This window comes from Pseudochrobactrum sp. B5 (genome assembly GCF_001939785.1).
Classification (GTDB): Bacteria; Pseudomonadota; Alphaproteobacteria; order Rhizobiales; family Rhizobiaceae; genus Pseudochrobactrum; species Pseudochrobactrum saccharolyticum.
Map to the genome: position 1 here is coordinate 47,378 of NZ_MOYL01000008.1, position 20,262 is coordinate 67,639.

Annotated in this window: 14 protein-coding genes; 13 read left to right on the forward strand and 1 reads right to left on the reverse strand. The window is 59.4% G+C overall.

The genetic code is table 11. The annotated features are described in order from the left end of the window. Position 1 precedes the first annotated feature (1 nt). From trbL to BKD14_RS17940, 5 genes are read left to right on the forward strand one after another with little or no spacing between them, the layout of a single operon-like run. Positions 2-1,366: a P-type conjugative transfer protein TrbL gene (gene trbL, locus BKD14_RS17920; RefSeq protein ID WP_075657527.1), complete on the forward strand. Its 1,365-nt coding sequence runs from the start codon at positions 2-4 to the stop codon at positions 1,364-1,366. Next, positions 1,363-2,052 carry a conjugal transfer protein TrbF gene (gene trbF, locus BKD14_RS17925; protein ID WP_075657528.1) on the forward strand — a complete coding sequence of 230 codons (690 nt, stop codon included), beginning with the start codon at positions 1,363-1,365 and terminating at the stop codon, positions 2,050-2,052. Before trbL ends, trbF begins: the two co-directional genes overlap by 4 nt. Then, positions 2,049-3,062, forward strand: coding sequence for a P-type conjugative transfer protein TrbG (trbG, locus tag BKD14_RS17930; protein WP_075657529.1), 1,014 nt, complete (start codon positions 2,049-2,051; stop codon positions 3,060-3,062). The genes trbF and trbG overlap by 4 nt, the downstream gene beginning before the upstream one ends. Continuing rightward, complete coding sequence (locus tag BKD14_RS17935) at positions 3,059-4,192, forward strand: TrbI/VirB10 family protein (protein ID WP_075657530.1); 1,134 nt, start codon at positions 3,059-3,061, stop codon at positions 4,190-4,192. Before trbG ends, BKD14_RS17935 begins: the two co-directional genes overlap by 4 nt. Positions 4,193-4,194: 2 nt before the next feature. Then, complete coding sequence (locus BKD14_RS17940) at positions 4,195-4,416, forward strand: DUF2274 domain-containing protein (protein ID WP_038148826.1); 222 nt, start codon at positions 4,195-4,197, stop codon at positions 4,414-4,416. Here the strand turns inward: BKD14_RS17940 and BKD14_RS17945 are convergent. Continuing rightward, positions 4,411-5,040, reverse strand: a complete 630-nt coding sequence (locus BKD14_RS17945; RefSeq protein ID WP_075657531.1) for a TetR/AcrR family transcriptional regulator — start codon at positions 5,038-5,040, stop codon at positions 4,411-4,413. The genes BKD14_RS17940 and BKD14_RS17945 overlap by 6 nt on opposite strands. Positions 5,041-5,247: 207 nt before the next feature. Here BKD14_RS17945 and BKD14_RS17950 point away from each other — a divergent pair, with 207 nt between their 5' ends. The 8 genes from BKD14_RS17950 (at position 5,248) to brxL (ending at position 20,170) form a co-directional block, all read left to right on the forward strand. Beyond that, the gene (locus BKD14_RS17950; RefSeq protein ID WP_075657532.1) at positions 5,248-6,219 is read left to right on the forward strand and encodes a LysR family transcriptional regulator; all 972 of its coding nucleotides are present in this window, start codon (positions 5,248-5,250) and stop codon (positions 6,217-6,219) included. Between the two features lie 266 nt (positions 6,220-6,485). After that, entirely contained in the window at positions 6,486-7,388 is a 903-nt protein-coding gene (locus BKD14_RS17955) for a WYL domain-containing protein (protein WP_009450526.1), read from the forward strand. After that, positions 7,385-7,987, forward strand: a complete 603-nt coding sequence (locus BKD14_RS17960) for a DUF1819 family protein (protein WP_069709526.1) — start codon at positions 7,385-7,387, stop codon at positions 7,985-7,987. The genes BKD14_RS17955 and BKD14_RS17960 overlap by 4 nt, the downstream gene beginning before the upstream one ends. 2 nt (positions 7,988-7,989) lie before the next feature. Continuing rightward, on the forward strand, positions 7,990-8,592 hold the full coding sequence (locus BKD14_RS17965; RefSeq protein WP_075657533.1) for a DUF1788 domain-containing protein: 603 nt from the start codon (positions 7,990-7,992) through the stop codon (positions 8,590-8,592). A 3-nt stretch (positions 8,593-8,595) separates the two neighbouring features. Further along, positions 8,596-12,135, forward strand: a complete 3,540-nt coding sequence (gene brxC, locus BKD14_RS17970) for a BREX system P-loop protein BrxC (protein WP_075657534.1) — start codon at positions 8,596-8,598, stop codon at positions 12,133-12,135. Next, entirely contained in the window at positions 12,135-15,581 is a 3,447-nt protein-coding gene (gene pglX / locus BKD14_RS17975) for a BREX-1 system adenine-specific DNA-methyltransferase PglX (protein WP_075657535.1), read from the forward strand. Before brxC ends, pglX begins: the two co-directional genes overlap by 1 nt. Beyond that, a complete protein-coding gene (gene pglZ, locus BKD14_RS17980; protein WP_075657536.1) occupies positions 15,574-18,081 on the forward strand; it encodes a BREX-1 system phosphatase PglZ type A in 2,508 nt (835 codons plus the stop codon). Before pglX ends, pglZ begins: the two co-directional genes overlap by 8 nt. A gap of 7 nt (positions 18,082-18,088) precedes the next feature. Further along, complete coding sequence (gene brxL / locus BKD14_RS17985; protein ID WP_075657537.1) at positions 18,089-20,170, forward strand: BREX system Lon protease-like protein BrxL; 2,082 nt, start codon at positions 18,089-18,091, stop codon at positions 20,168-20,170. Positions 20,171-20,262: the final 92 nt, after the last annotated feature.

Here is a 20,262-nt window from a genome sequence, read left to right on the forward strand (position 1 = left end):
CATGGGCGGCACCGGCGTCATCGACAATTTCCTGGGCGTCTTCACCAGCTATATCGACAGCGGCTTCGGCCTGCTCGGTGGCGAGGTCGCCTTCATCGCCACCACGCTAATCGTCATCGACGTGACGCTGGCCGCACTCTTCTGGTCCTGGGGCGCCGATGACGACATCATCGCACGCCTCGTCAAGAAGACGCTCTTCGTCGGCGTCTTCGCATACCTGATCGGCAACTGGAACAATCTCGCCCAGATCATCTTCGACAGCTTCGCCGGTCTTGGCCTGAAAGGTTCGGGCACCAGCTTTTCCGCCGCCGATCTGCTGCGGCCCGGCAAGGTAGCGCAGACCGGCCTCGATGCCGGTCGCCCGCTGCTCGAATCCATCTCGGACATGATGGGCTATTGGTCGTTCTTCGAGAACTTCATCCAGATCGCCTGCCTGATGTTCGCCTGGGCGCTGGTACTGCTCGCCTTCTTCATTCTCGCCGTACAGCTCTTCGTCACGCTGATCGAGTTCAAGCTGACTACGCTGGCGGGCTTTGTCCTCATTCCCTTCGGCCTCTTCGGCAAGACCGCCTTCATGGCCGAGCGCGTTCTTGGCAATGTCGTCTCCTCCGGCATCAAGGTGCTGGTGCTCGCCGTCATCATCGGCATCGGCTCGACATTGTTCTCGCAGTTTACGGCCGGTTTCGGCGGCGTGACGCCGACCATCGACGACGCTATGGCGATCGTGCTGGCCGCACTTTCCCTTCTCGGCCTCGGCATCTTCGGTCCCGGCATCGCTTCCGGTCTGGTTTCTGGCGGCCCGCAGCTTGGCGCAGGTGCAGCAGTTGGAACCGGCCTTGCCGCTGGCGGCATGATGCTTGCCGGCGGTGCTGCCGCAGGCATGGCCGCGAAGGGAGGGGCAGCGGCGCTGTCGGGTGGAGCTGCGGCGGTCCGTGGCGGTGCTGCTGCCGCAGGTGCGGCGAGCGCCGCCTATAGTGTCGGATCGCTCGGCCAGTCAGGCGCTGCCGGTGTTACCTCCGGCCTCGGCGGTGTTGCCCGCGCGGCAGGCTCCGCCGCCGCATCGCCTCTGAAACGGGCGGCCTCGAAAGCAGCGGAAAGCGTCAAGTCCAGCTTCTCCGATGGCGCGCGCGCCGGGCTCGGCGTCACTGGTGGGTCGTCCTCGCAGGGAACCATTGGCGGTGCGAGGGTGGCCGGCGCTGCCGCACCCGCCTCCGCACCGACGGGCAGCCCGCCTGCATGGGCGCAGCAGATGCACCGCCGCCAGGCGCTCAATCACGGCACGACCATGGCCGCCCATGCCGTCCGCTCCGGTGACAGTCACGGCGGCGGCTCTTCCGTCAACATTTCCGAAAGTGACCGCTCATGAACATCTTCAGACGTCCAGCGACCCATTACGGCAAATCGCCCGAACCCGAGACGCCTTACCAGAAAGCCGCGCAAGTCTGGGACGAGCGCATCGGCACGGCCCGCGTGCAGGCCAAGAACTGGCGCTATATGGCCTTCGGCTCGCTGATCCTCTCGGCAGGCTTCGCTGCCGCACTTGTCCTGCAATCGGCGCGAGGGACCGTGGTGCCCTGGGTGGTGCAGGTCGATAATCTCGGCCAGGCGCAGACCGTCGCCGCTGCGACGGCCGACTACCGGCCGAGCGATCCGCAGATCGCCTTCCACCTCGGCCGTTTCATCGAGCAGACGCGCTCGATCCCGGCGGATGCCATCATCGTGCGCCAGAACTGGCTGCGCGCCTATGAATTCACCACGGATAGGGGGGCGGCCGCGCTCAACGATTACGCCCGCGCCAATGATCCGTTCACCCGTGTCGGCCGCCAGCAGATCGCAGTCGAGGTTTCCAGCGTCATACGCGCCTCGAACGACAGCTTCCGCGTCGCCTGGACCGAGCGTCACTATGAGAACGGGCAGCTTTCCACGACCGAGCGCTGGACCGCGATCCTGACCATCGTGATCCAGACGCCGCGCGATGCCGAGCGTCTGCGCGCCAATCCGCTCGGCATCTACGTCAATGCAATTTCATGGTCGCGAGAGATGAGCCAATGACCCGCATGATGGTTCGTAATTCCGGCTTACCGGTTTTCCGTAAACCCGCTTTGGCGGCTTTGTTGCTGTCCGCCACCATGCTGGCCGGCTGCGCCACCAACAAAGCGCCGCAGTTCAGCTATGATGCCGATGTGCCAGCGTTGCCCGTCGTGCCGACCGCTGTCACCGATGACCGGCCTCGGCTGCTTCACACGCCGCCGGCCTGGACGGTCGCACGCGGCGGAACTGCTGCCGGAACACCGGCAGGCCGCGTCGAGAACGCCAATGCCGCCGCCCGCGTCGAGCCGCGCCGCGAGGGTTACTATAACGCCATCCAGATCTATCCCTGGTCGGAAGGCGCGCTCTATCAGGTCTATGCTGCACCTGGGCAGATCACCAATATCGCGCTGGAGCCGGGCGAAAGCCTGACCGGCGCGGGACCGATCGCGGCGGGAGACACCGCTCGCTGGATCATTGGCGATACCGAGAGCGGGAGCGGTACGTCGCGCCGGGTCCATATTCTCGTCAAACCATCCCGATCCGACATCTCAACCAATCTCGTGGTGACGACCGATCGGCGCACCTACATGATCGAGTTGCGCGCCCGCGAGGCGCTCTATATGCCGTCCGTGTCCTGGTCATATCCTGCGCTGCCTGCCGGTCAGCGCCAGACCGTTCCCGCAGCACCCATCATCCCGGTCGAGGCGGCACGCAACTATCGTTACGGCCTGACCGGAGATACGCCGCCATGGCGACCGATTTCCGTCTTCGACGATGGCCGCCGTGTCTATGTCGTTTTTCCGCGCGGCATCGTGCAGGGAGAGATGCCGCCGATCTTCGTCATCGGTTCCGAGGGCGATACCCAGATCGTCAATTCCCGTGTTCACCAGAACATCTTGATAGTCGATCGGCTGTTCGGAGCGGCTGAGCTGCGTCTTGGTAGCGGCAAGCAGCAGCAGACGGTCAGGATCGTTCGCATCGAGCAAAGGCAAGCTGCCCAGCCCGCCAAAACCGGGGAGCAACCGTCATGAGTGAAGAGGCTACCACCAACCCAACGCCGATGCGTCTGCGTGCCGAGCCGCCGCGCGTCACGCGCCTGTCGCGCAAGATGCTGGCCGGTGCCGGGGCTGTTGCGCTCCTCGGCATCGGCGGGGCGCTGATCTATGCGCTCCAGACGCGCGACATGAGCGGAAACGGTGAAGAACTCTATTCGACCGAGAATCGCGCCACGGCAGATGGACTGGCGGGTCTGCCGAAGGATTATACCGGGCCGGTCCTGGGGCCGGCATTGCCGGGCGATCTCGGTGGCCCGATCCTGGATGCCCAGAACCGGGGTCAGCCGGTCACGCCGCCCGCCATGGCGACGCCTGCCCGCGATCCTGCCGAAGAGCGCCGGCTTGCCGAAGAAGAAGCTGCGCGTCTCAGTACAGTGTTCTTCCAGTCCGGGCCAAGAGTGGCGACGACGCCTGGCTCCAATATGCCGGGCCTTGCTGGCCTTGACCTTGGTGGTCAGCCCGCAACACAGGACCGTCACACGGCATTTCTGAATGGGCCGGTGGAACGGCAGACCGTTGCCATAGATCGGATCATGGCGCCAGCCTCGCCCTACATCCTTCAGGCAGGGGCCGTAATCCCGGCGGCGATGATTACCGGCATCCGCTCGGACCTTCCCGGCCAGATCACCGCGCAGGTGACGGAAAATGTCTATGACAGTCCGACCGGCAGCCTGCTCCTGATCCCGCAGGGAACGCGCATCATCGGTCAGTATGACGCCGGTGTGCAGTTCGGTCAGCGCCGCGTGCTGCTGGTCTGGAACCGCCTGATTCTGCCCAACGGCCGCTCCATCGTGCTGGAGCGCCAGCCCGGTGCGGACGCTTCCGGTTATGCCGGGCTGGAAGATGGCGTTGACTACCACTGGTGGGATCTGATGAAGGCGGCGGGGCTGTCCACGTTGCTCGGCATCGGCACGGAACTGGCGACCGACGACGAGGATCGTCTGATCCGCGCCATCCGCGACGGAGCGCAGGATACCATCAATCAGGCCGGGCAACAGATCGTCCAGCGCCAGTTGCAGGTCGCGCCGACCCTGACGATCCGGCCGGGCTACCCGGTCAGGGTCATCGTTACCCGCGATCTCGTACTCGAACCTTACAGGAACTGACCATGACGAAGCTGAAACTCGGCCCCCTCATCGAAGACAAGCCCGTGAAGGTGACGGTGGAACTGCCGGGGCCGCTGCACCGCGATCTTGCCGCCTATGCCGAAGTGCTGGCTCGCGAAACCGGCCAGCCCGCTGCCGATCCTGTCAGGCTGATTGTGCCGATGCTGGAGCGGTTCATTGCGACAGATCGGGGCTTTGCCAGCGCCCGAAGATCTCGCTCATGAGGCGCCGCGCGTGCCATTGCGCGTCGCGGCGATGATTTCCATCAACGTATCGACGGCCTCTCGTGTCGCGTCCCATTTGGCGGGCTGATCCATTTCCCGGTTCTGAAGGGTGAGGCTTACCGCACCATGTACCGTTGACCAGAACATAAAGCTGTAACGGCTCAGATCCATGCCGGGCAAAAAGCCTTGGTCCTGAGAGCAGCGAAGTCCCGTCAGCAATAGATTTAGTATCTGTCTTCCAGCTTCGCCCGACCATGGATCATCGCTGACTCCGAGCCGTGGCGGCGGTGTGAACATCAGCCGGTACAGCGTGGGGTTTTCCAACGCAAAGCGGACATAGGCATAGCTCCCGTCACGCAAATAGCCGAATGGGTTGCCGCGCATCTGTTCGAAGATGGCCAGCTTTTCCCTGTATAGCCGGTTGAACCCTTCTTCCCGAACGGCGCGCAGCAAGGCGCTTTTGTTCCGGAAATGGCCGTAAAGCGCTGGCGCTGTGCATCCGACGGCATGAGCGACCGCAGTCAGCGGTACGTCGAGGTCTCCACGCTCTGACAGCAGCCGGATCGTTTCGTCGATCGCACGACGAGCAATATCAAGTTCTTGCTCTTTCCGGGGACGGGCCATTCCGATGCCTGTTGCAACTTGTCGTGAAAACTAAACGGCATTTACTTTTTTCGTTGACGGGACGGAAGTCAAGAAGCAGCATTCGGTAACTGAACGTCGTTTAGTTTGAGGATGTGCGGAGAGCTGATGAACGCACACAGATCGATTTTCGCGTTGATGATGGCGGGGTGTCCGTCAGAAACCGAACGCTGTTTCGGATGATGCACCATGGCTGTGATCGGGAACAATCAGACCTCGCCTGATGATAGCCTCACAAAGGTCGTTGAGGGGAAACCCGGTACATCTGCGGTCCGGCTGAACCAGTTGCGATATTTTGTTGCCGCCGTCGACTATGGGAGTTTTCGTAAGGCTGCTGCTGCGCTTTCTGTGCAGGAATCCTCCATCAGCCGACGAATCCGTGATCTCGAAGATGAACTCGGGGCGTCGCTTTTTATGCGACATGCTGGCGGGGTGCGGTTGACCGTTGCCGGGCGGGAATTCCTGCGCAACGCTCGCCATGCTCTTCGTCAGATCGACATTGGGGTGACCAAGGTGGCGGCGGTTGGCCGGGCGGAGCAAGGGCTGATCAAGGTCGGGATATTTTCGTCCCTTGCGTCAGGATTTCTGTTCGATCTGTTGCGTGCCTTCGGCACGCGCCACCCGAACGTGCAGGTCGACCTTATTGACGGCAATCCGCCCGAGCACATCGCGGCTGTCCGGAAACTTTGTCTGGACGTCGCATTCATCACGGGAACCGCGGCATGGGATGGCTGTGAGGCGGAGCATTTATGGTGCGAGAAGGTTTTCGTGGTGCTGCCCGATAACCACCCTTTGACGGGCAAGCCGGAACTTGGATGGGGCGATTTGGTCTCCGAGCGGTTCATTGTGAGTGACGTTGCGCCGGGTCAGGAGATCCACGACTATTTGGTTGCTCACCTTGCCGGTCTCGGCCGCCACCTCGATATTCAGTCTCAGCAGGTCGGCCGCGACAATATCCTATCGCTGGTCGCTCTCGGTCGCGGCCTCACTCTGACGAGCGAAGCAACGACCGTCGCCCAGTTTCCAGGGATCACCTACCGGGAACTTGCGGACGAGGTGCTGCCGTTCAGCATGGTCTGGTCCGCGCAAAACGACAATCCGGCGTCTCGGCGGTTGTTGAGCCTGGCACGATCGCTGACAGGGCTGGCCCGGCGAAAATAGGGTTTGACGGTACTGTACGATCACGCCGTAGCATTGGCTGCAATCGACATCGACCGTGTCGGTATCGAAGATGTCGTGGCCCTGCCCACGTCCAGGCTGACCGACTTCGATAGCGCTTTTGCCCCGCCGTGTTTGTGCACGGTGACACGGTGCGCATCCGGCCTTCCTCGGGCTTGACAGTTTGAGGTTTGTTAGAATAGAAAATATACGGACATCGCAAGGTGTCCCATATACTTTTTATCCTTTCAAGTGCGGCGGGACGAGCAATGCTGAAATGGGGTGTCGAGAGGCGGTTGGAGTTCATCGAATTCCGCCTGTTCTGGGAGGGGGGTGTCAATCGCTCTGACCTGATCGATACGTTTGGCGTCTCCGTTCCGCAGGCGTCAAAGGACTTGACCCATTATCAGGAGCGTGCGCCGCAGAATGCGGTCTATGACAAAAGCGCTCGCCGCTACGTAGCCGGCCCGGAATTTCAGCCGGTGTTTCTAGACCCGGACCCGGACGCCTATCTCATGCGGCTCCGATCGATGGCGGAAGGTTTCGCCGACGCGGGGGCGAACTGGCTCGCTGCCCCGCCTGACATGGATATCGCTCTGACTTTGCGCCGTAAGGTCGATACCGAAGTTCTGCGTTCAGTTCTGGCGGCAGTGCGGGAGGAAAGGTCGCTGGACCTTCACTACCAATCCATGAACCGCGATCGGCCCGATCCGGCATGGCGGCGGATTACCCCGCATGCCTTCGGCTTTGATGGTCTGCGCTGGCATGTGCGGGCCTGGTGCCATGAGACGGAGCGCTTCAAGGATTTCCTGCTTTCGCGTGTCCTTGGATTCGGCGAGTTCGGCGAGCCAGGTGCTGCTGCGGCACAGGACCGGCTGTGGCAGGAAACCTTCGATATCACCCTTGTGCCGCATCCTGATCTGTCGGTCGGTCAGCAGGCGGTGGTCGCAAAGGATTACAACATGGCGGACGGGCGCGCTGTGCTGACAGTTCGCTACGCCATGCTGTTCTATGTGCTCAAGCGGCTAGGACTCCTTGATGGGGCTAGGCTGCGTGATCCCCGGACCCAGCATATCGTTGCGGCTGACGAAGACGAGGTTGCCGCCGCCCTTGAGCGTGCGCAGCATGAGTTCGATGAGGCTGACACAGCAAGCGGGGCGGTACCTAAATGATGGTGGCCGCAGCGAAATATCGGATGTCCTTTGGCGTGGGCGGGCTGATGCTCAATGAGAGCATCGTGATTGCTCAAGCTTATCAACCCGGTGAGAACTGGGCATCTGCTCGTGAGCGTTTGCTGGCCCAGGGCGCGTCATCCTTACCCAAACTGGCCTCGCAAACCCGCGCGCTTCGTGAAGTGTACGACCGGATAGGCCATCTCTCCGATGCCGAACGTCATTACCTGTCGGTAGAGGCTGACCGCGCCGAGCAGCAGGCGATGATGTGGCTGGCGGTCTGCCGGACCTATCGTTTTGTCCACGAATTCGCAGTCGAGGTGATCAGCGAACGCTACCAATCATGGCGGCTCGACCTGGGCCATGAGGTTTTTGACCGCTTTCTCGCGGAGAAGGCTGAAAGCGATCCCGGCCTCGCCGCTCTTTCAGCTTCAACCTGCGCGAAATTGCGTCAGGTCTTGTTTCGGATACTACGTGAAGTTGGTTTGATAAGCGTCGAGGGTAGAATTCAGCCGATTTGGTTATCGGGGCGCATGAAGCGGCTGATTGAGGAGAGTAATCCGGCGGACTTGCAGGTCTTTCCCGGAAATGGGGGGTAATAGTGGGCACGAAAACTGATCGGCGCGCCCGCGCCGAGCACCTATTCAGGGTAGTTTCCAGCGATCGGTTCTTGCAAAAGCAAGGGCTGGGAAACGAGGTTCCCTTTTTTATCTGCGCTTTTGATGCCGAAGACGGACTGAGCCTGGGCGAGGATCGCGAGGATCTGATCGCCCGGCTGAGCCACGCCGGTGTGCGCGTACTTGATATCGATCTCTATGACCTTTCGATCAGGATCCTCGAAGACCGGGGTATCTTCGAGCAGATCCTTGAGGTTGAAGCCGAAACGGAAAAGGCGGAGCTCAAGGAACTGTTGCAGGGGGTTCTGGACCCGCAGGCACACCTCATTCCAGAGATTGCGCGGCGCATCGAAGAAGTCCCGCACGACGTGATCTTCCTGTCAGGCGTAGGCGAGGTTTACCCCTACCTGCGGTCGCACAACGTACTCAACAACCTGCAAAGCACCGCGAAAGATCGCCCGACGGTCATGTTCTTTCCGGGAAAATACACGCACGCGCTGGCGACAGGAGCATCGCTGGAATTGTTCGGCTTACTCCATGACGACAAATACTACCGCGCGTTCAATATCATGAATTACGAGGTCTGACCGATGGCTGCTTTTCTACGTGATATCTTTGCCAAGCCGGTCGACCGTTCGATCGATGGGGTGATCAAGGCTGACGACAAGGCCAGCCTCCTGACCGAGCTCGATGAATATGTCATCACCAATGAGATCGGTGCCCGACTGGAGCAATTCCTCGACGCCTACAACAATTACGATACCGCGAACGGCGTGTGGATCTCTGGGTTCTTCGGATCAGGTAAATCTCACCTGCTGAAGATGCTCGCCCTCCTTCTGGAGAATGATGAGGTCGAGGGGCAGCGTGCCGTCGAAATCTTTGAGCGAAAGCTCGCAGGCAACTCGATGCTGGCGGGGGCCTTGCGCAAGGCAGTATCGATTCCATCCCGGTCGGTATTGTTCAATATCGACCAGAAGGCGGATGTGATCTCGAAGACAGATGTCGATGCGCTTCTGGCCGTCTTCCAGAAGGTCTTTGACGAGATGTGCGGCTATTACGGCAAGCTCCCGCATATCGCGCAGTTCGAGCGTGATCTCGACAGTCGAGGCAAGCTCGATGCCTTCAAGGCGGCCTTTGCGCAGTCTTCCGGAAAGCCTTGGGAGCGCGGGCGTGAACAGGCTCTGATGGAAGGCAAGCACATTGCCGCCGCCTTTGCCGAGGTCACGGGCGATGAGGTCAAGGATATTCTTGGCCAGTATCGTAAGGATACGAAGGTTTCGATCGAGGATTTCGCCAATATGGTGAAGTCGTGGATCGATGCGCAGGGGCCGAAGTTCCGGCTGAATTTCTTCGTCGATGAGGTGGGGCAGTATATCGCCGACAACGTCAAACTGATGACGAACCTGCAGACCATTGCCGAAAGCCTGAACACTAAGTGCAAGGGGCAGGCCTGGATTGTTGTCACCGCCCAGCAGGACATGGGCTCGGTCATCGGGGATCTGACCGCGCAGCAAGAAAATGACTTCTCGAAAATCCAGGCGCGCTTCGCCAACCGGATGCCGCTGAACTCTCAGGATGTGGCCGAAGTCATCCAGCGCCGCCTTCTGGCAAAGACCGAGGCTGGTCAGATCACCCTTGGCAATCTTTACGATGCTGAGGAGAACAACCTGCGCACTCTGTTCGATTTCGGCGATAATTCCTTCAAGTTCAGGAACTTCTCCGGAAAGGAGCAGTTCGTCGCGAGCTACCCGTTCCCGAACTACCAGTATGACCTGTTCCAGCGCGCGATCATGGGCCTCTCGCAGCATAACGCGTTTGAGGGCAAGCACAGCTCGGTCGGCGAACGCTCTATGCTGGGGGTGTTTCAGGAGGTGGCCAAAAAGCTGGCCGACACGCCGGTTGGGGGGCTGGCGACCTTTGACCTGATGTTTGAGGGGATTCGCACCGCCCTGAAATCATCGGTTCAGCAGTCAATCCAACTGGCTGAAAAGAACCTTGGCGATGATTTTGCCGTGCGGGTGCTGAAGGTGTTGTTCCTTGTCAAATACGTCAAGGAATTCAAACCGACTGCCCGCAACATATCGATCCTCCTGTTGTCCCGGTTCGAGGCGGACCAGACCGAGCAGCGCCGCAATATCGAGGAGGCTTTGTCGCTTCTGGAGCGTCAGACGCTGATCCAGCGCAACGGCGAGGTCTATGAATTCCTCACCAATGAGGAAAAGGACGTCGAGGCCGAGATCAAGGCAATCGCCGTCGATCCCGCCGAGATAGAACGGCAGCTCGATGAACTGGCGTTCGGCGCGATCCTCCGTCACGGCAAGATCAAGCATGCCGGCACGGGCGTCGATTACGCTTTCACCCGCAAGCTTGACGGCCACAGCCTGAACCGGGAACATGAGCTTTCCGTCAATATCATCTCGCCGTTCAGCGACGATTCCGACGCGCCGGATGTGGTTCGTTCGAACAGCATGGCAAGCGATGAGATGGTTGTCCTGCTCGGGCGTGATGTGCGTTTTACGCGCGATCTCGTCCTCTGGCTCCAGACAGTAAAATTTGCGCGTCAGGTCACCAGCGGCGACGCCCAGCCCGGCCGTGATCGTATCATCGCGGAAAAGCGTGATCAAAATACACGCCGTGAAAAAGAGCTGGTGCAGCGCCTGCGCAGCCTGATCGCGGATGCCCGGCTGTTCGTGCGGGGGACAGAGCTGGAAATCGGCGGCGAAGACCCGCAGGAACGGCTGGTCAAAGGTTTCCAGTTCCTGGTCGACAAGGTCTATACCAGCCTGCCTGTTCTGCGTGGCGCTACCTATACCGAAGCTGATCTTGTGCGCGCAGGCAAAACCGATGGCGAACTTTTCGGTGGCGAAGGCAGCGGCCTGACCGAAGCTGAGCAGGACGTGCTGAACCATGCTCAGTCCCAGATGCGCCTTGGGACGCGGGTCTCCGTCAAGGCTTTGGTCGAGAAGTTCGGCGCAAAGCCTTATGGCTGGCCGTCCATTGCGGTGCTGTGCCTAACTGCGAGCCTTGTCGCGCGCGGCAAGCTTGAGGCTCGGGCCGACAGCGCACTGCTGGAAGGCGATGCCCTCGTGCAGGGGCTGCGCAACAGCCATGCCCTTGGCAACATATTGCTCTCCCCGCAGATCGAGTTCACCGCGGCCCAGATCCGCAAATCGCGTGAGCTGTTTCAAGCGCTGTTCGATCTGCCTGCCTCGGGCAATGACGCGCGCAGTCTGGGTGCGGAGTGGCAGACGCAACTGCGCAAGCTGCTTGGTGATGTCGAGCAGGAGAACCGTGCCATTGCAGCCTATCCCTTTGCCGCCGCCCTCGATCCCCTGCGCACCTTGTTGGATGGGATGCGCGATCAGTCTGCCACCTGGTTCATCACCGGCCCGATCGGGCAGGAAGACCAGCTTCTTGATGCAAAAGAGGATGTCTTCGACAAAGTCCGCAGCTTCACGCGCGGGCCGCAAAAAGCCATCTATGATGAAGTGCGTTCTTTCCTGACCAGGCAGGAACAGAACCTTGGCTATGCCGAAGGCACCACCTCCGGCAAGCTGCGTCAGGTTCTTGAGGATCCGCAGTGCTACAAGGGCACCGCGATTCAGGAACTGAAGACGGATTTTTACGCCCTGAAGGAGCGTATTGAGCAAACCGTTCTGGCTGAGCGCAACGCTGTCATCACGGCGATTGACGAGGTGGCCGGAAAAGTCGCCCAGACTTCGGAATTTGGCGCACTGCCGCCCGAACAGCAGGCACGCATCCGCGAAGAGCTTGCAGATCGGAAATCAGGCCTTGCCGCACAGAGCCTGATCCCGGCGTTGCGCAATCTGGCGACCGAGGTGCGTTCCAATCTTCTGGCTGATACGCTGACACGCATTGCCGAACTGACAACTGCACCAGCTCCGATGCCCGCGCCCCAGCCCGAACCTTCCGGTGGCGTAGCCGAAGCTCCGGCTAAACCATATGTGCCACCGGCACCGGCCAAGCCGCAATATATCAAGGCGCAGTCGATCACCGTCCGCTTCGCGAAAACCTATCTCGAAGATGCGGACGATGTGACCCGCTACCTCGACGAGATGAAAAAGACCCTGCTGGCCGAGATCGGCGCGGGCAAGAAAGTGATTGTCTGATGGATACCAACGCCCTGAAGAAATTTGCGCAAAGTGCGCGCAACCTGCTGATCGATCAAGTCACTGCCCGGCTGGACATGGTGCTGGCCGAGGGCGCAGCGGCGCGCCGCGAACATCCCAAGGCGATTGCCAGACTGGAAGCCGCCGCCAACAGCAACCGCGGCCAGGTGATTGAACAGGCGGCCTATACCTGGTTCAACCGCTTCACCGCGCTGCGCTTCATGGACGTCACGGGCCTGACCAACCCCCGCGTCGTATCTCCTGCCGATGGCGCCACCCGGCCAGAGATCTTGGCGGAGGCGATGGCTGGCAACCTGCCGGATCGCGCCCGGCCTGAGATTGCCGAATTTCTGAACGGAACGCGCCCCGCCCATGATGGGCAGGCGGAGGCCTATCGCCTGCTGCTGATCCATGCCTGCAACGAATGGCATGGCGCCATGCCCTATATGTTCGAGCGCGCCGATATGCTCGACCGGGCCGAGGATTATACCGAGCTGCTGATACCCGACGATCTTCTGTCGCCGGACAGCATCCTTGCCCGCCTGCGCGAAGTGATGACGGAAGAGGCCTGCCAGGATGTCGAGATCATCGGCTGGCTTTACCAATTCTATATCAGCGAAAAGAAGGATCAGGTTTTTGCGGGCCTGAAGAAGAACCAGAAGATCACGGCGGAAAATATCCCCGCCGCGACGCAATTGTTCACCCCGCACTGGATCGTTCGCTATCTGGTGGAAAACTCGCTGGGGCGGCTGTGGCTGCTGAACCGTCCGCAGTCCGGGCTGGCGGCGAAGATGGACTATTACATCGCGCCGGAAGAGCCAGAGACGGACTTCCTGAAGATCACCCGGCCCGAGGATATCCGCATCTGCGATCCGGCCTGTGGCTCGGGCCATATGCTGACCTATGCGTTTGATCTTCTGTATGAAATCTATGCCGAGGAAGGCCATGATGCGGCCGAAATCCCTAGCCTGATCCTGAAGCACAACCTAACGGGCATTGAGATTGACGACCGCGCCGGCGCGTTGGCAGCCTTTGCCCTGTCGATGAAGGCGGCGGCGAAGCTGGGTCGGCGGCGGTTCCTGCGGATGGAGGCGAAGCCCGACATCGTCGTGCTACAGGACGTGCGCTTCACCCCTGCCGAGATGCAGGACGTCGCCGCCGTGGTTGGCAAGGATCTGTTCACCGATGAGCTTCGCGAGACGCTGGGGCAGTTCGAGCAGGCAAAGAACTTCGGCTCGCTGATCATGCCGAAGCTGCGCGATCCTGCTGAGACGCTGCGGGTGGTCGAGGCGCGGGATTTTGGTTCAGACCTGCTGCTGAAGGAGGTGCAGGAGCGCGTCGTGGCCGTGCTGCGCTTGGCTGAGGCGCTGTCGCCTAAGTATCATGTGGTGGTGGCTAACCCACCGTACATGGGCAACGGCGGCATGAATCCTAAATTAAAGAGTTGGATCGAGAGAAATTATCCGTCAGGAAAATCTGATTTGATGACTGCATTTATTATTGCATGTCAAAGCCTAAGCAGACCGAAAGGCACTTCTGCCATTGTCACGCTGGACAGTTGGATGTTCCTATCCTCGTTCAAGGAACTTCGACAACAACTAATCCGTAATGCTTCCATTCAGACACTGATGCACGTCGGCTGGAATTGTTTTCCTGACGGTCACGTATACAACCGTGGCGTCGGTTTCACGGTGCGACGCGGTGCACAAAATGGGACTGGGCAATACATTAATTTAAGCAACGTTCCTGCGGTTGTCGACAAACAGACGCTCTTTCATGAGCGAATGAACGCAAAAGATCTCATTTCCGTAAAAAATAAAGAATTTTTGAAAGTTCCGGCAAGCCCGATCGCATATTGGCTTCCCAACTTTTCAGTTTTTCAAGGCACACTTTTTCGGGACGTTTGGACGTCCGGCGGTAGGCTGAAAACGCATGGAAGCGACAAATACATCCGTTATATCTGGGAGACATCAAAGGACAAATGCCACTGGCGCCGTCTAACCAAAGGCGGGGAGGTCCGCAAGCACTACGGCAACGAGGAGCACTTGGTCGACTGGTCTACGGAGGCTGTAAAGCACTACGATTCTGTTGGAGGTCTGTATCCTGAAAGCTTCCAAGGTAAAGAAGGGATTACATGGACTAAAGTGACATCTGCTAATCCGACTTTCCGCATTAAACGTGACGTTGCGGAATACGACTCCGGTGGCCCTGTCATATTCAATGCTGACTTTCGATGTGATTATGTTGCCCTCGCGGCTCTTAATAGTCACGCTACAAGGTTTTTCTTGGATGCGATCAACCCAACAATCAACACCCAAGTCAATGACGTCCTTTCCCTGCCGATCGCAAACTTAAAACAAAACGATGCTGCTAAACTAGACGCAGCAGAGCGTCGACTTGTTGCTTTGGCCAAATCTGACTGGGATTCCTACGAAACCTCTTGGGATTTTACCACGCTGCCATTGCTCTCGCCTGATCACCGGGCTGGAGCGCTGGCCACAAGCTACTACAATCTCCGCGCACATTGGCAGGATATGACGGACGAGATGCGGCGGCTGGAGGAAGAGAACAACCGCATCTTCATTGACGCCTATGGCCTTCAGGACGAACTCACCCCCGAAGTGCCGATCGAGGAAATCACGCTCACCTGCAACCCGGCCTATCGCTATGGCGTGAAGGGGACGGAAGAGGAACGTGAGGCGCGGCTACGCGAGGATACGGTGGCCGAATTCCTCCACTATGTCGTGGGCTGCATGTTCGGGCGCTACAGCCTCGATGCGCCCGGTCTGATCCTCGCCAATCATGGCGAAGGGATCGAGGACTATCTGGCCCGCGTGCCGGAACCGACGTTTGCTCCTGATCGAGACAATGTCATCCCGGTGCTGGACGCCGACTGGTTCGCCGATGACATCGTCACTCGCGCCCGCGACTTCTTGCGCGTCACTTTTGGCGAGGCAAAGTTCCGCGAAAACCTCGCCTTCGTTGAGGCGGCGCTCGGCAAGGATCTGCGCCGCTGGTTCACAAAGGATTTCTTCGACTATCATGTGCGTCGCTATAAAAAGCGCCCGATCTACTGGATGTTCTCCAGCCCCAAGGGCAGCTTCAATGCGCTGATCTATATGCACCGCTACCGGCCCGACACGGTCTCGGTCATGCTGAACCAGTATGTGCGCGAGTTCATCCACAAGTTGGAGGTGGAGCGCGCCCGGCTGGAAAAGCTGGCTGTCGATCCTGCCGCTACGCCTGCCCAGCAAACAAAGGCGCAGAAGGAAACGGCTACGGTCATCAGGCAGATCGCCGAACTGACCGAATGGGAGCGCGAAGTCGTCTATCCTATGGCGCAGCAGAAGATCGCCATCGATCTGGATGACGGTGTGAAGCGCAACTACCCGCTGTTTGTCGGTGCGCTGAAGCCGATCAAGGGGCTGGAGGCTGCGGATGACTGATCGCATCACCGCCGGCCTGATGCGGCTCTATGAGGATCAGGGGCATCGCATCGTCTTCTGGTATGACGCCGCCCGCGATCTGCGCATGGCGTTCGATGCCGTTGACCTGCCCGACGTGACCAAAGTGGAGATCGTCAATAATGAGTTCGGCCTGAAATACCGCATGTTGCGGCAGGAGCCGAAGGCACGGTTTCTGCTCTACAAGGACGGCCCCGAGCCGCCGATGCCTGAGAACTGGCTACTGGATGTGCAACTGGCCAGCGCCGTGTTCCGCGCCGATCAGGCGGCGATCTGGGTGGCGGATCTGGGTATTCCGGCAAAATACGAAGCTGCCGTGCGCGATCACGCCGAATTTTATCGTTCCGGCAAGCGGTTGGAAGCGCTGCGCGCGATCGAGCGCGAGCGGCCCTCGCAAAGCGCCAACGATGTCCGCCGCAAGATGCTGGCGGTCTGCGCTGGTGCGGATGGCGATCTCGATACGGTGATCGAGGCGTTGCTGGCCGAGCTGGCTGAAGGCCGTGATGAGGCGCTGAAGCTGGTGGATCGGGTCGGGCTGGCAGAGTTCTTCTGGAAGGAAGTGACAGCGCGTTATGGCTATGCGGCGGATGCGCCGGATTTTCAGGATTTCGCCATCACGCTGTTTTCCAGCGCCTGGGCGCGGGCCATGGGAGAAGCTGCCCCACTGAACACTGATGCCGCGCTGATGTTCCGCCGCTGGAGCGCCACACGCCGGTGGGGTGAAGCGTTCGAGAAGCTGTCGGGCGATTATCAGGACGTGCTGAAGATCAGGGACAATCTGGCCTCCCACGATTTTCGCACCCTGATCCCGCATGATCACTTCGAGGAGGTGGACCGGCGGATCGTCGTCGCCATCGTTGAGGGGCTGGCCCGGCAGAGCCTGTCGGCGACAGATGTGCTGAAATGGGTGCGCGATCGCCGCCAAAGCCATTGGTATAGCCGTTACGCGGATGTCTATCAGGCCATTGGTTATGCGACCGAGTTTCAGCAGGCGCTGGCCGAGGCCGATCTGACGATGACCAGCCTGTCCGATGGTGTGAAACGCTATTCCGCAAGCTGGTTCCGCCTGGACCAGCTTTATCGCAAGTTCATCTATCATATGCAGAAGAGTGGACAGTCAGGGCTGCTATCCGCGCTCTATGAGGCGGTCGAGAACCGCTACACCACGAATTTCGTGCTGAAACTGAACGATGCCTGGCAGGATCAGGTTGCCCGCCTGACGGACTGGGCGGTTCCGGGCTTTCCGCGTCAGGTGGATTTCTACCGGGAACAGGCCGCTGAATACCGGCGCAAGGATCAAAAGGTCGTTGTCATCATCTCGGATGCGCTGCGCTATGAGGTGGCCGAAGAGGCGCTGCGCGAGATCCGCAAGCTCAATCGGTTCGATGCCGAGCTGAAGCCAATGATCGGGGTCTTGCCTAGCTACACGCAGCTTGGCATGGCGGCGCTCTTGCCGCACCGGCAACTGGCGATCCGCGACGACAATGATTTGGTACTGCTGGACGGTGAAAACACCATGGGGGCCGCCGCTCGTGAGAAGGCGTTGGCTGCGGGCCGAGCCGGAGACCGGGTAAAGGTTCTCGCGGCGAAGGATTTCATGAATCTGGGATCATCGGAGGGCAAAGACCTCTTCCGAGATCATGATGTCCTCTATCTGTATCACAACCAGATCGACGCGATTGGCGATAAGCTCACCACCGAGGAAAATGTCCCCGCTGCGGCAGAGACTGCCATCGAGGATCTGGTGAAGCTGGTGCGGAAGCTGACCTCGGCCAACTTCTCGAACATCCTGATCACCGCCGATCACGGCTTCTTGTGGCAACACAAGGCTCTGGAAGAGAGCGGCTTCGCGCTGAGCGAGCCGGAAGGCGAGATCGTTACACGAAACCGGCGCTTCGTGATCGGCCGAGGCCTCAACAGCAATGACGGCATGAAGAAGTTCTCTGCCGCACAGCTTGGGCTGGAAGGTGAGCAGGACATTCTAATCCCAAACTCGATCAACCGCCTGCGGGTCAAAGGATCAGGCAGCCGCTTTGTCCATGGTGGGGCGAGCCTGCAGGAGATCGTTCTGCCGGTCCTGCGTGTCGGCAAGCAGCGTAAAGAGGATGTCGGACAGGTTTCGGTGCAGATCATTCCGCCACCCCGTGCTCAGATCACCACGGGCCAGATCCAGGTCACTTTCTATCAGGCGGAGCCAGTGACCGACAAGCAGCAGCTCCGGCAGGTGCATGCAGCCATCTTTGCTGACGATGGAACACTCATCTCTGACGAAGCCGAGTTGGAATTCGATTTCACGTCTGAGAACCCGCGTGAGCGTGAGCTGTCGCGGAGCTTCCTGCTGTCCAAGGCGGCAGACGCTTATAACAATCAGACAGTCTTCCTGAAGCTGCGAACGCGCATCGGTAAGACCAGCCATTTCGAAGATCACGCTTCGCAGCCGCTGCTGCTGAAACGCGGGATCAGTACAGATTTCGATTTCTGAGGTGCCGATGTCGACGCTTGATGACAAGATCAATGAGCATTTTGCCGGTTTCGTGGTCCGTAAGGACTTGGTGAAGGCCGTGAAGGGGAACGCCATTGTCCCCACTTATGTGCTCGAATACCTTCTCGGCCAATATTGCGCGACCGATGACGAAGCCTCGATTGCGACAGGTATCGAAACGGTCAAGGACATCCTGCGCAAGCACTACGTCCATCGTTCCGAAGCGGGGCTAGTCCAGTCGACGATCAAGGAGCGAGGCCGCTACAAGGTCATCGACCAGGTCAGCGTGGCGCTGAATGAAAAGACCGATGCCTATGAGGCGGTCTTCGAAAACCTCGGAATCAAGCGGGTTGCCATCGACAGCGCCACGGTCAAGGCACACCCGAAACTGCTGGTTACGGGTATTTGGTGCATCGCCGATGTGCAGTACGAATTCTCGGAAGACAGCAGGATCTCTCCCTGGATCATCGACACGCTGAAACCGATCCAGATCGCCCGCGTGGACTATGACGGCTATCGCGAGACGCGGGACAAGTTCACCACCGAGGAATGGATCGATCTGCTGATGCAGAGCATCGGCTTCGATCCGTCATTGTTCGGGCGCAGGTCGAAACTTTTGCAGTTGTTGCGCCTGATCCCCTTCGTAGAGCGGAACTACAACCTCATCGAGCTTGGCCCCAAGGGCACGGGTAAATCGCATATCTATTCCGAGTTTTCGCCCCATGGTCAGTTGATATCTGGCGGTGAAATCACGGTACCAAAGCTTTTCGTGAACAATTCCAATGGCCGGATCGGATTGGTCGGCTTTTGGGATGTCGTGGCCTTTGACGAATTTGCCGGCCGCGAGAAGACGGCCAACAAGGCGCTTGTCGATATCATGAAGAACTACATGGCAAACAAGCAGTTCTCTCGTGGTGTAAATCCGATGGGCGCCGAGGCCAGCTTCGCCTTCGTCGGCAACACGGACCATAACGTGCCTTGGATGCTGAAAAATACGGACCTGTTCGAAGCTCTGCCGCCGCAGTTCCACGACAGCGCCTTTATTGATCGATTGCATGCCTATCTGCCCGGGTGGGAGGTCGACATCATCCGGGGTGAGATGTTCACATCTGGCTATGGGTTCATTGTTGACTATCTCGCCGAAATCCTGCGCCATCTGCGTGCGGAGGACTTCTCGCACCGGCCAGATCGCTATTTCACCATTCCGGTTCAGACCCATATCCGGGACCGCGCGGCCATCAACAAAACCATGTCAGGCCTGTTGAAGCTGATCTTCCCGAATGGAGGCGAGACAGAAGCCGAAGTTGAAGAACTGCTGCGGTTTGCGATTGAATGCCGCAAGCGGGTGAAGGACCAGCTCCTGCGGATCGACAGCACCTTTGAGGCAGCAGATTTCCACTACATCGCCTCGGATGGAGCAAAGCGCGCCGTCACCACGCTGGAGGAAGAGGAGTTCCCCCAGTTCTACCACCGTCGATCAACCGACGATGGAAGTGACGGTGTGAATCAACAAGAGATTGGGTCGGTACCGGCAGAGCCGGTCTCAACGGTGGCCGCTCCCGCAGCGCTTACCGTTACCGCTGCCCCGCACTCAGCCCCAACTCCCGGACATGTCGTTTTCACAGAAAACCGCAAGGGCATCAGTTTCGACAAGATCTTTGGTCCTTGGACGGATGGCGCGACGCGGATCATCATCACAGATCCCTATATCCGAAAGTTCCATCAGGCGCGCAACCTGATGGAACTGATCGAGATGCTGATCAGGCGCAAACAGCCTGAAGATCAGATCGCTGTGCATCTTGTCACGGCTCCGGACGATGGGAACATCCAGGAGCAGCGAGAGTGCCTGGACGGGATTGCTGAAGCCTGCACAGGCACGGGCGTCGATTTCACATGGGCCTTTGATGGGAGCGGCACTCTCCATGCACGGGACATCACGACGGATACCGGCTGGAAGATGGTTCTGGATCGCGGATTGGATATTTTCCAGCCAACGCCTCGCAAGATGAACGGTTTCTCGCTCGGAGAACGGATGCAGGAGCACCGGATGGTCCGTGGTTTCTATGTGACTTATGTCGAGAACCTTTAGCTTCGTCGACCGTGTTGGCGGTGCAGGTCCGGCTACGCGCTCGGCGCGAAGCGAGAAGTCGACCTCGATGCCCAAGCCCTCATCCTCGTTAC

Coding starts and splice junctions, on each gene's coding strand:
- trbG (WP_075657529.1), top strand. CDS start 2,049: ATGACCCGCATGATGGTTCGTAATTCCGGCTTACCGGTTTTCCGTAAA.
- BKD14_RS17945 (WP_075657531.1), bottom strand. CDS start 5,040: ATGGCCCGTCCCCGGAAAGAGCAAGAACTTGATATTGCTCGTCGTGCG.
- BKD14_RS17960 (WP_069709526.1), top strand. CDS start 7,385: ATGATGGTGGCCGCAGCGAAATATCGGATGTCCTTTGGCGTGGGCGGG.
- brxC (WP_075657534.1), top strand. CDS start 8,596: ATGGCTGCTTTTCTACGTGATATCTTTGCCAAGCCGGTCGACCGTTCG.
- brxL (WP_075657537.1), top strand. CDS start 18,089: ATGTCGACGCTTGATGACAAGATCAATGAGCATTTTGCCGGTTTCGTG.
- BKD14_RS17940 (WP_038148826.1), top strand. CDS start 4,195: ATGACGAAGCTGAAACTCGGCCCCCTCATCGAAGACAAGCCCGTGAAG.
- BKD14_RS17955 (WP_009450526.1), top strand. CDS start 6,486: ATGCTGAAATGGGGTGTCGAGAGGCGGTTGGAGTTCATCGAATTCCGC.
- BKD14_RS17950 (WP_075657532.1), top strand. CDS start 5,248: ATGGCTGTGATCGGGAACAATCAGACCTCGCCTGATGATAGCCTCACA.
- BKD14_RS17935 (WP_075657530.1), top strand. CDS start 3,059: ATGAGTGAAGAGGCTACCACCAACCCAACGCCGATGCGTCTGCGTGCC.
- trbL (WP_075657527.1), top strand. CDS start 2: ATGGGCGGCACCGGCGTCATCGACAATTTCCTGGGCGTCTTCACCAGC.
- pglZ (WP_075657536.1), top strand. CDS start 15,574: ATGACTGATCGCATCACCGCCGGCCTGATGCGGCTCTATGAGGATCAG.
- pglX (WP_075657535.1), top strand. CDS start 12,135: ATGGATACCAACGCCCTGAAGAAATTTGCGCAAAGTGCGCGCAACCTG.
- trbF (WP_075657528.1), top strand. CDS start 1,363: ATGAACATCTTCAGACGTCCAGCGACCCATTACGGCAAATCGCCCGAA.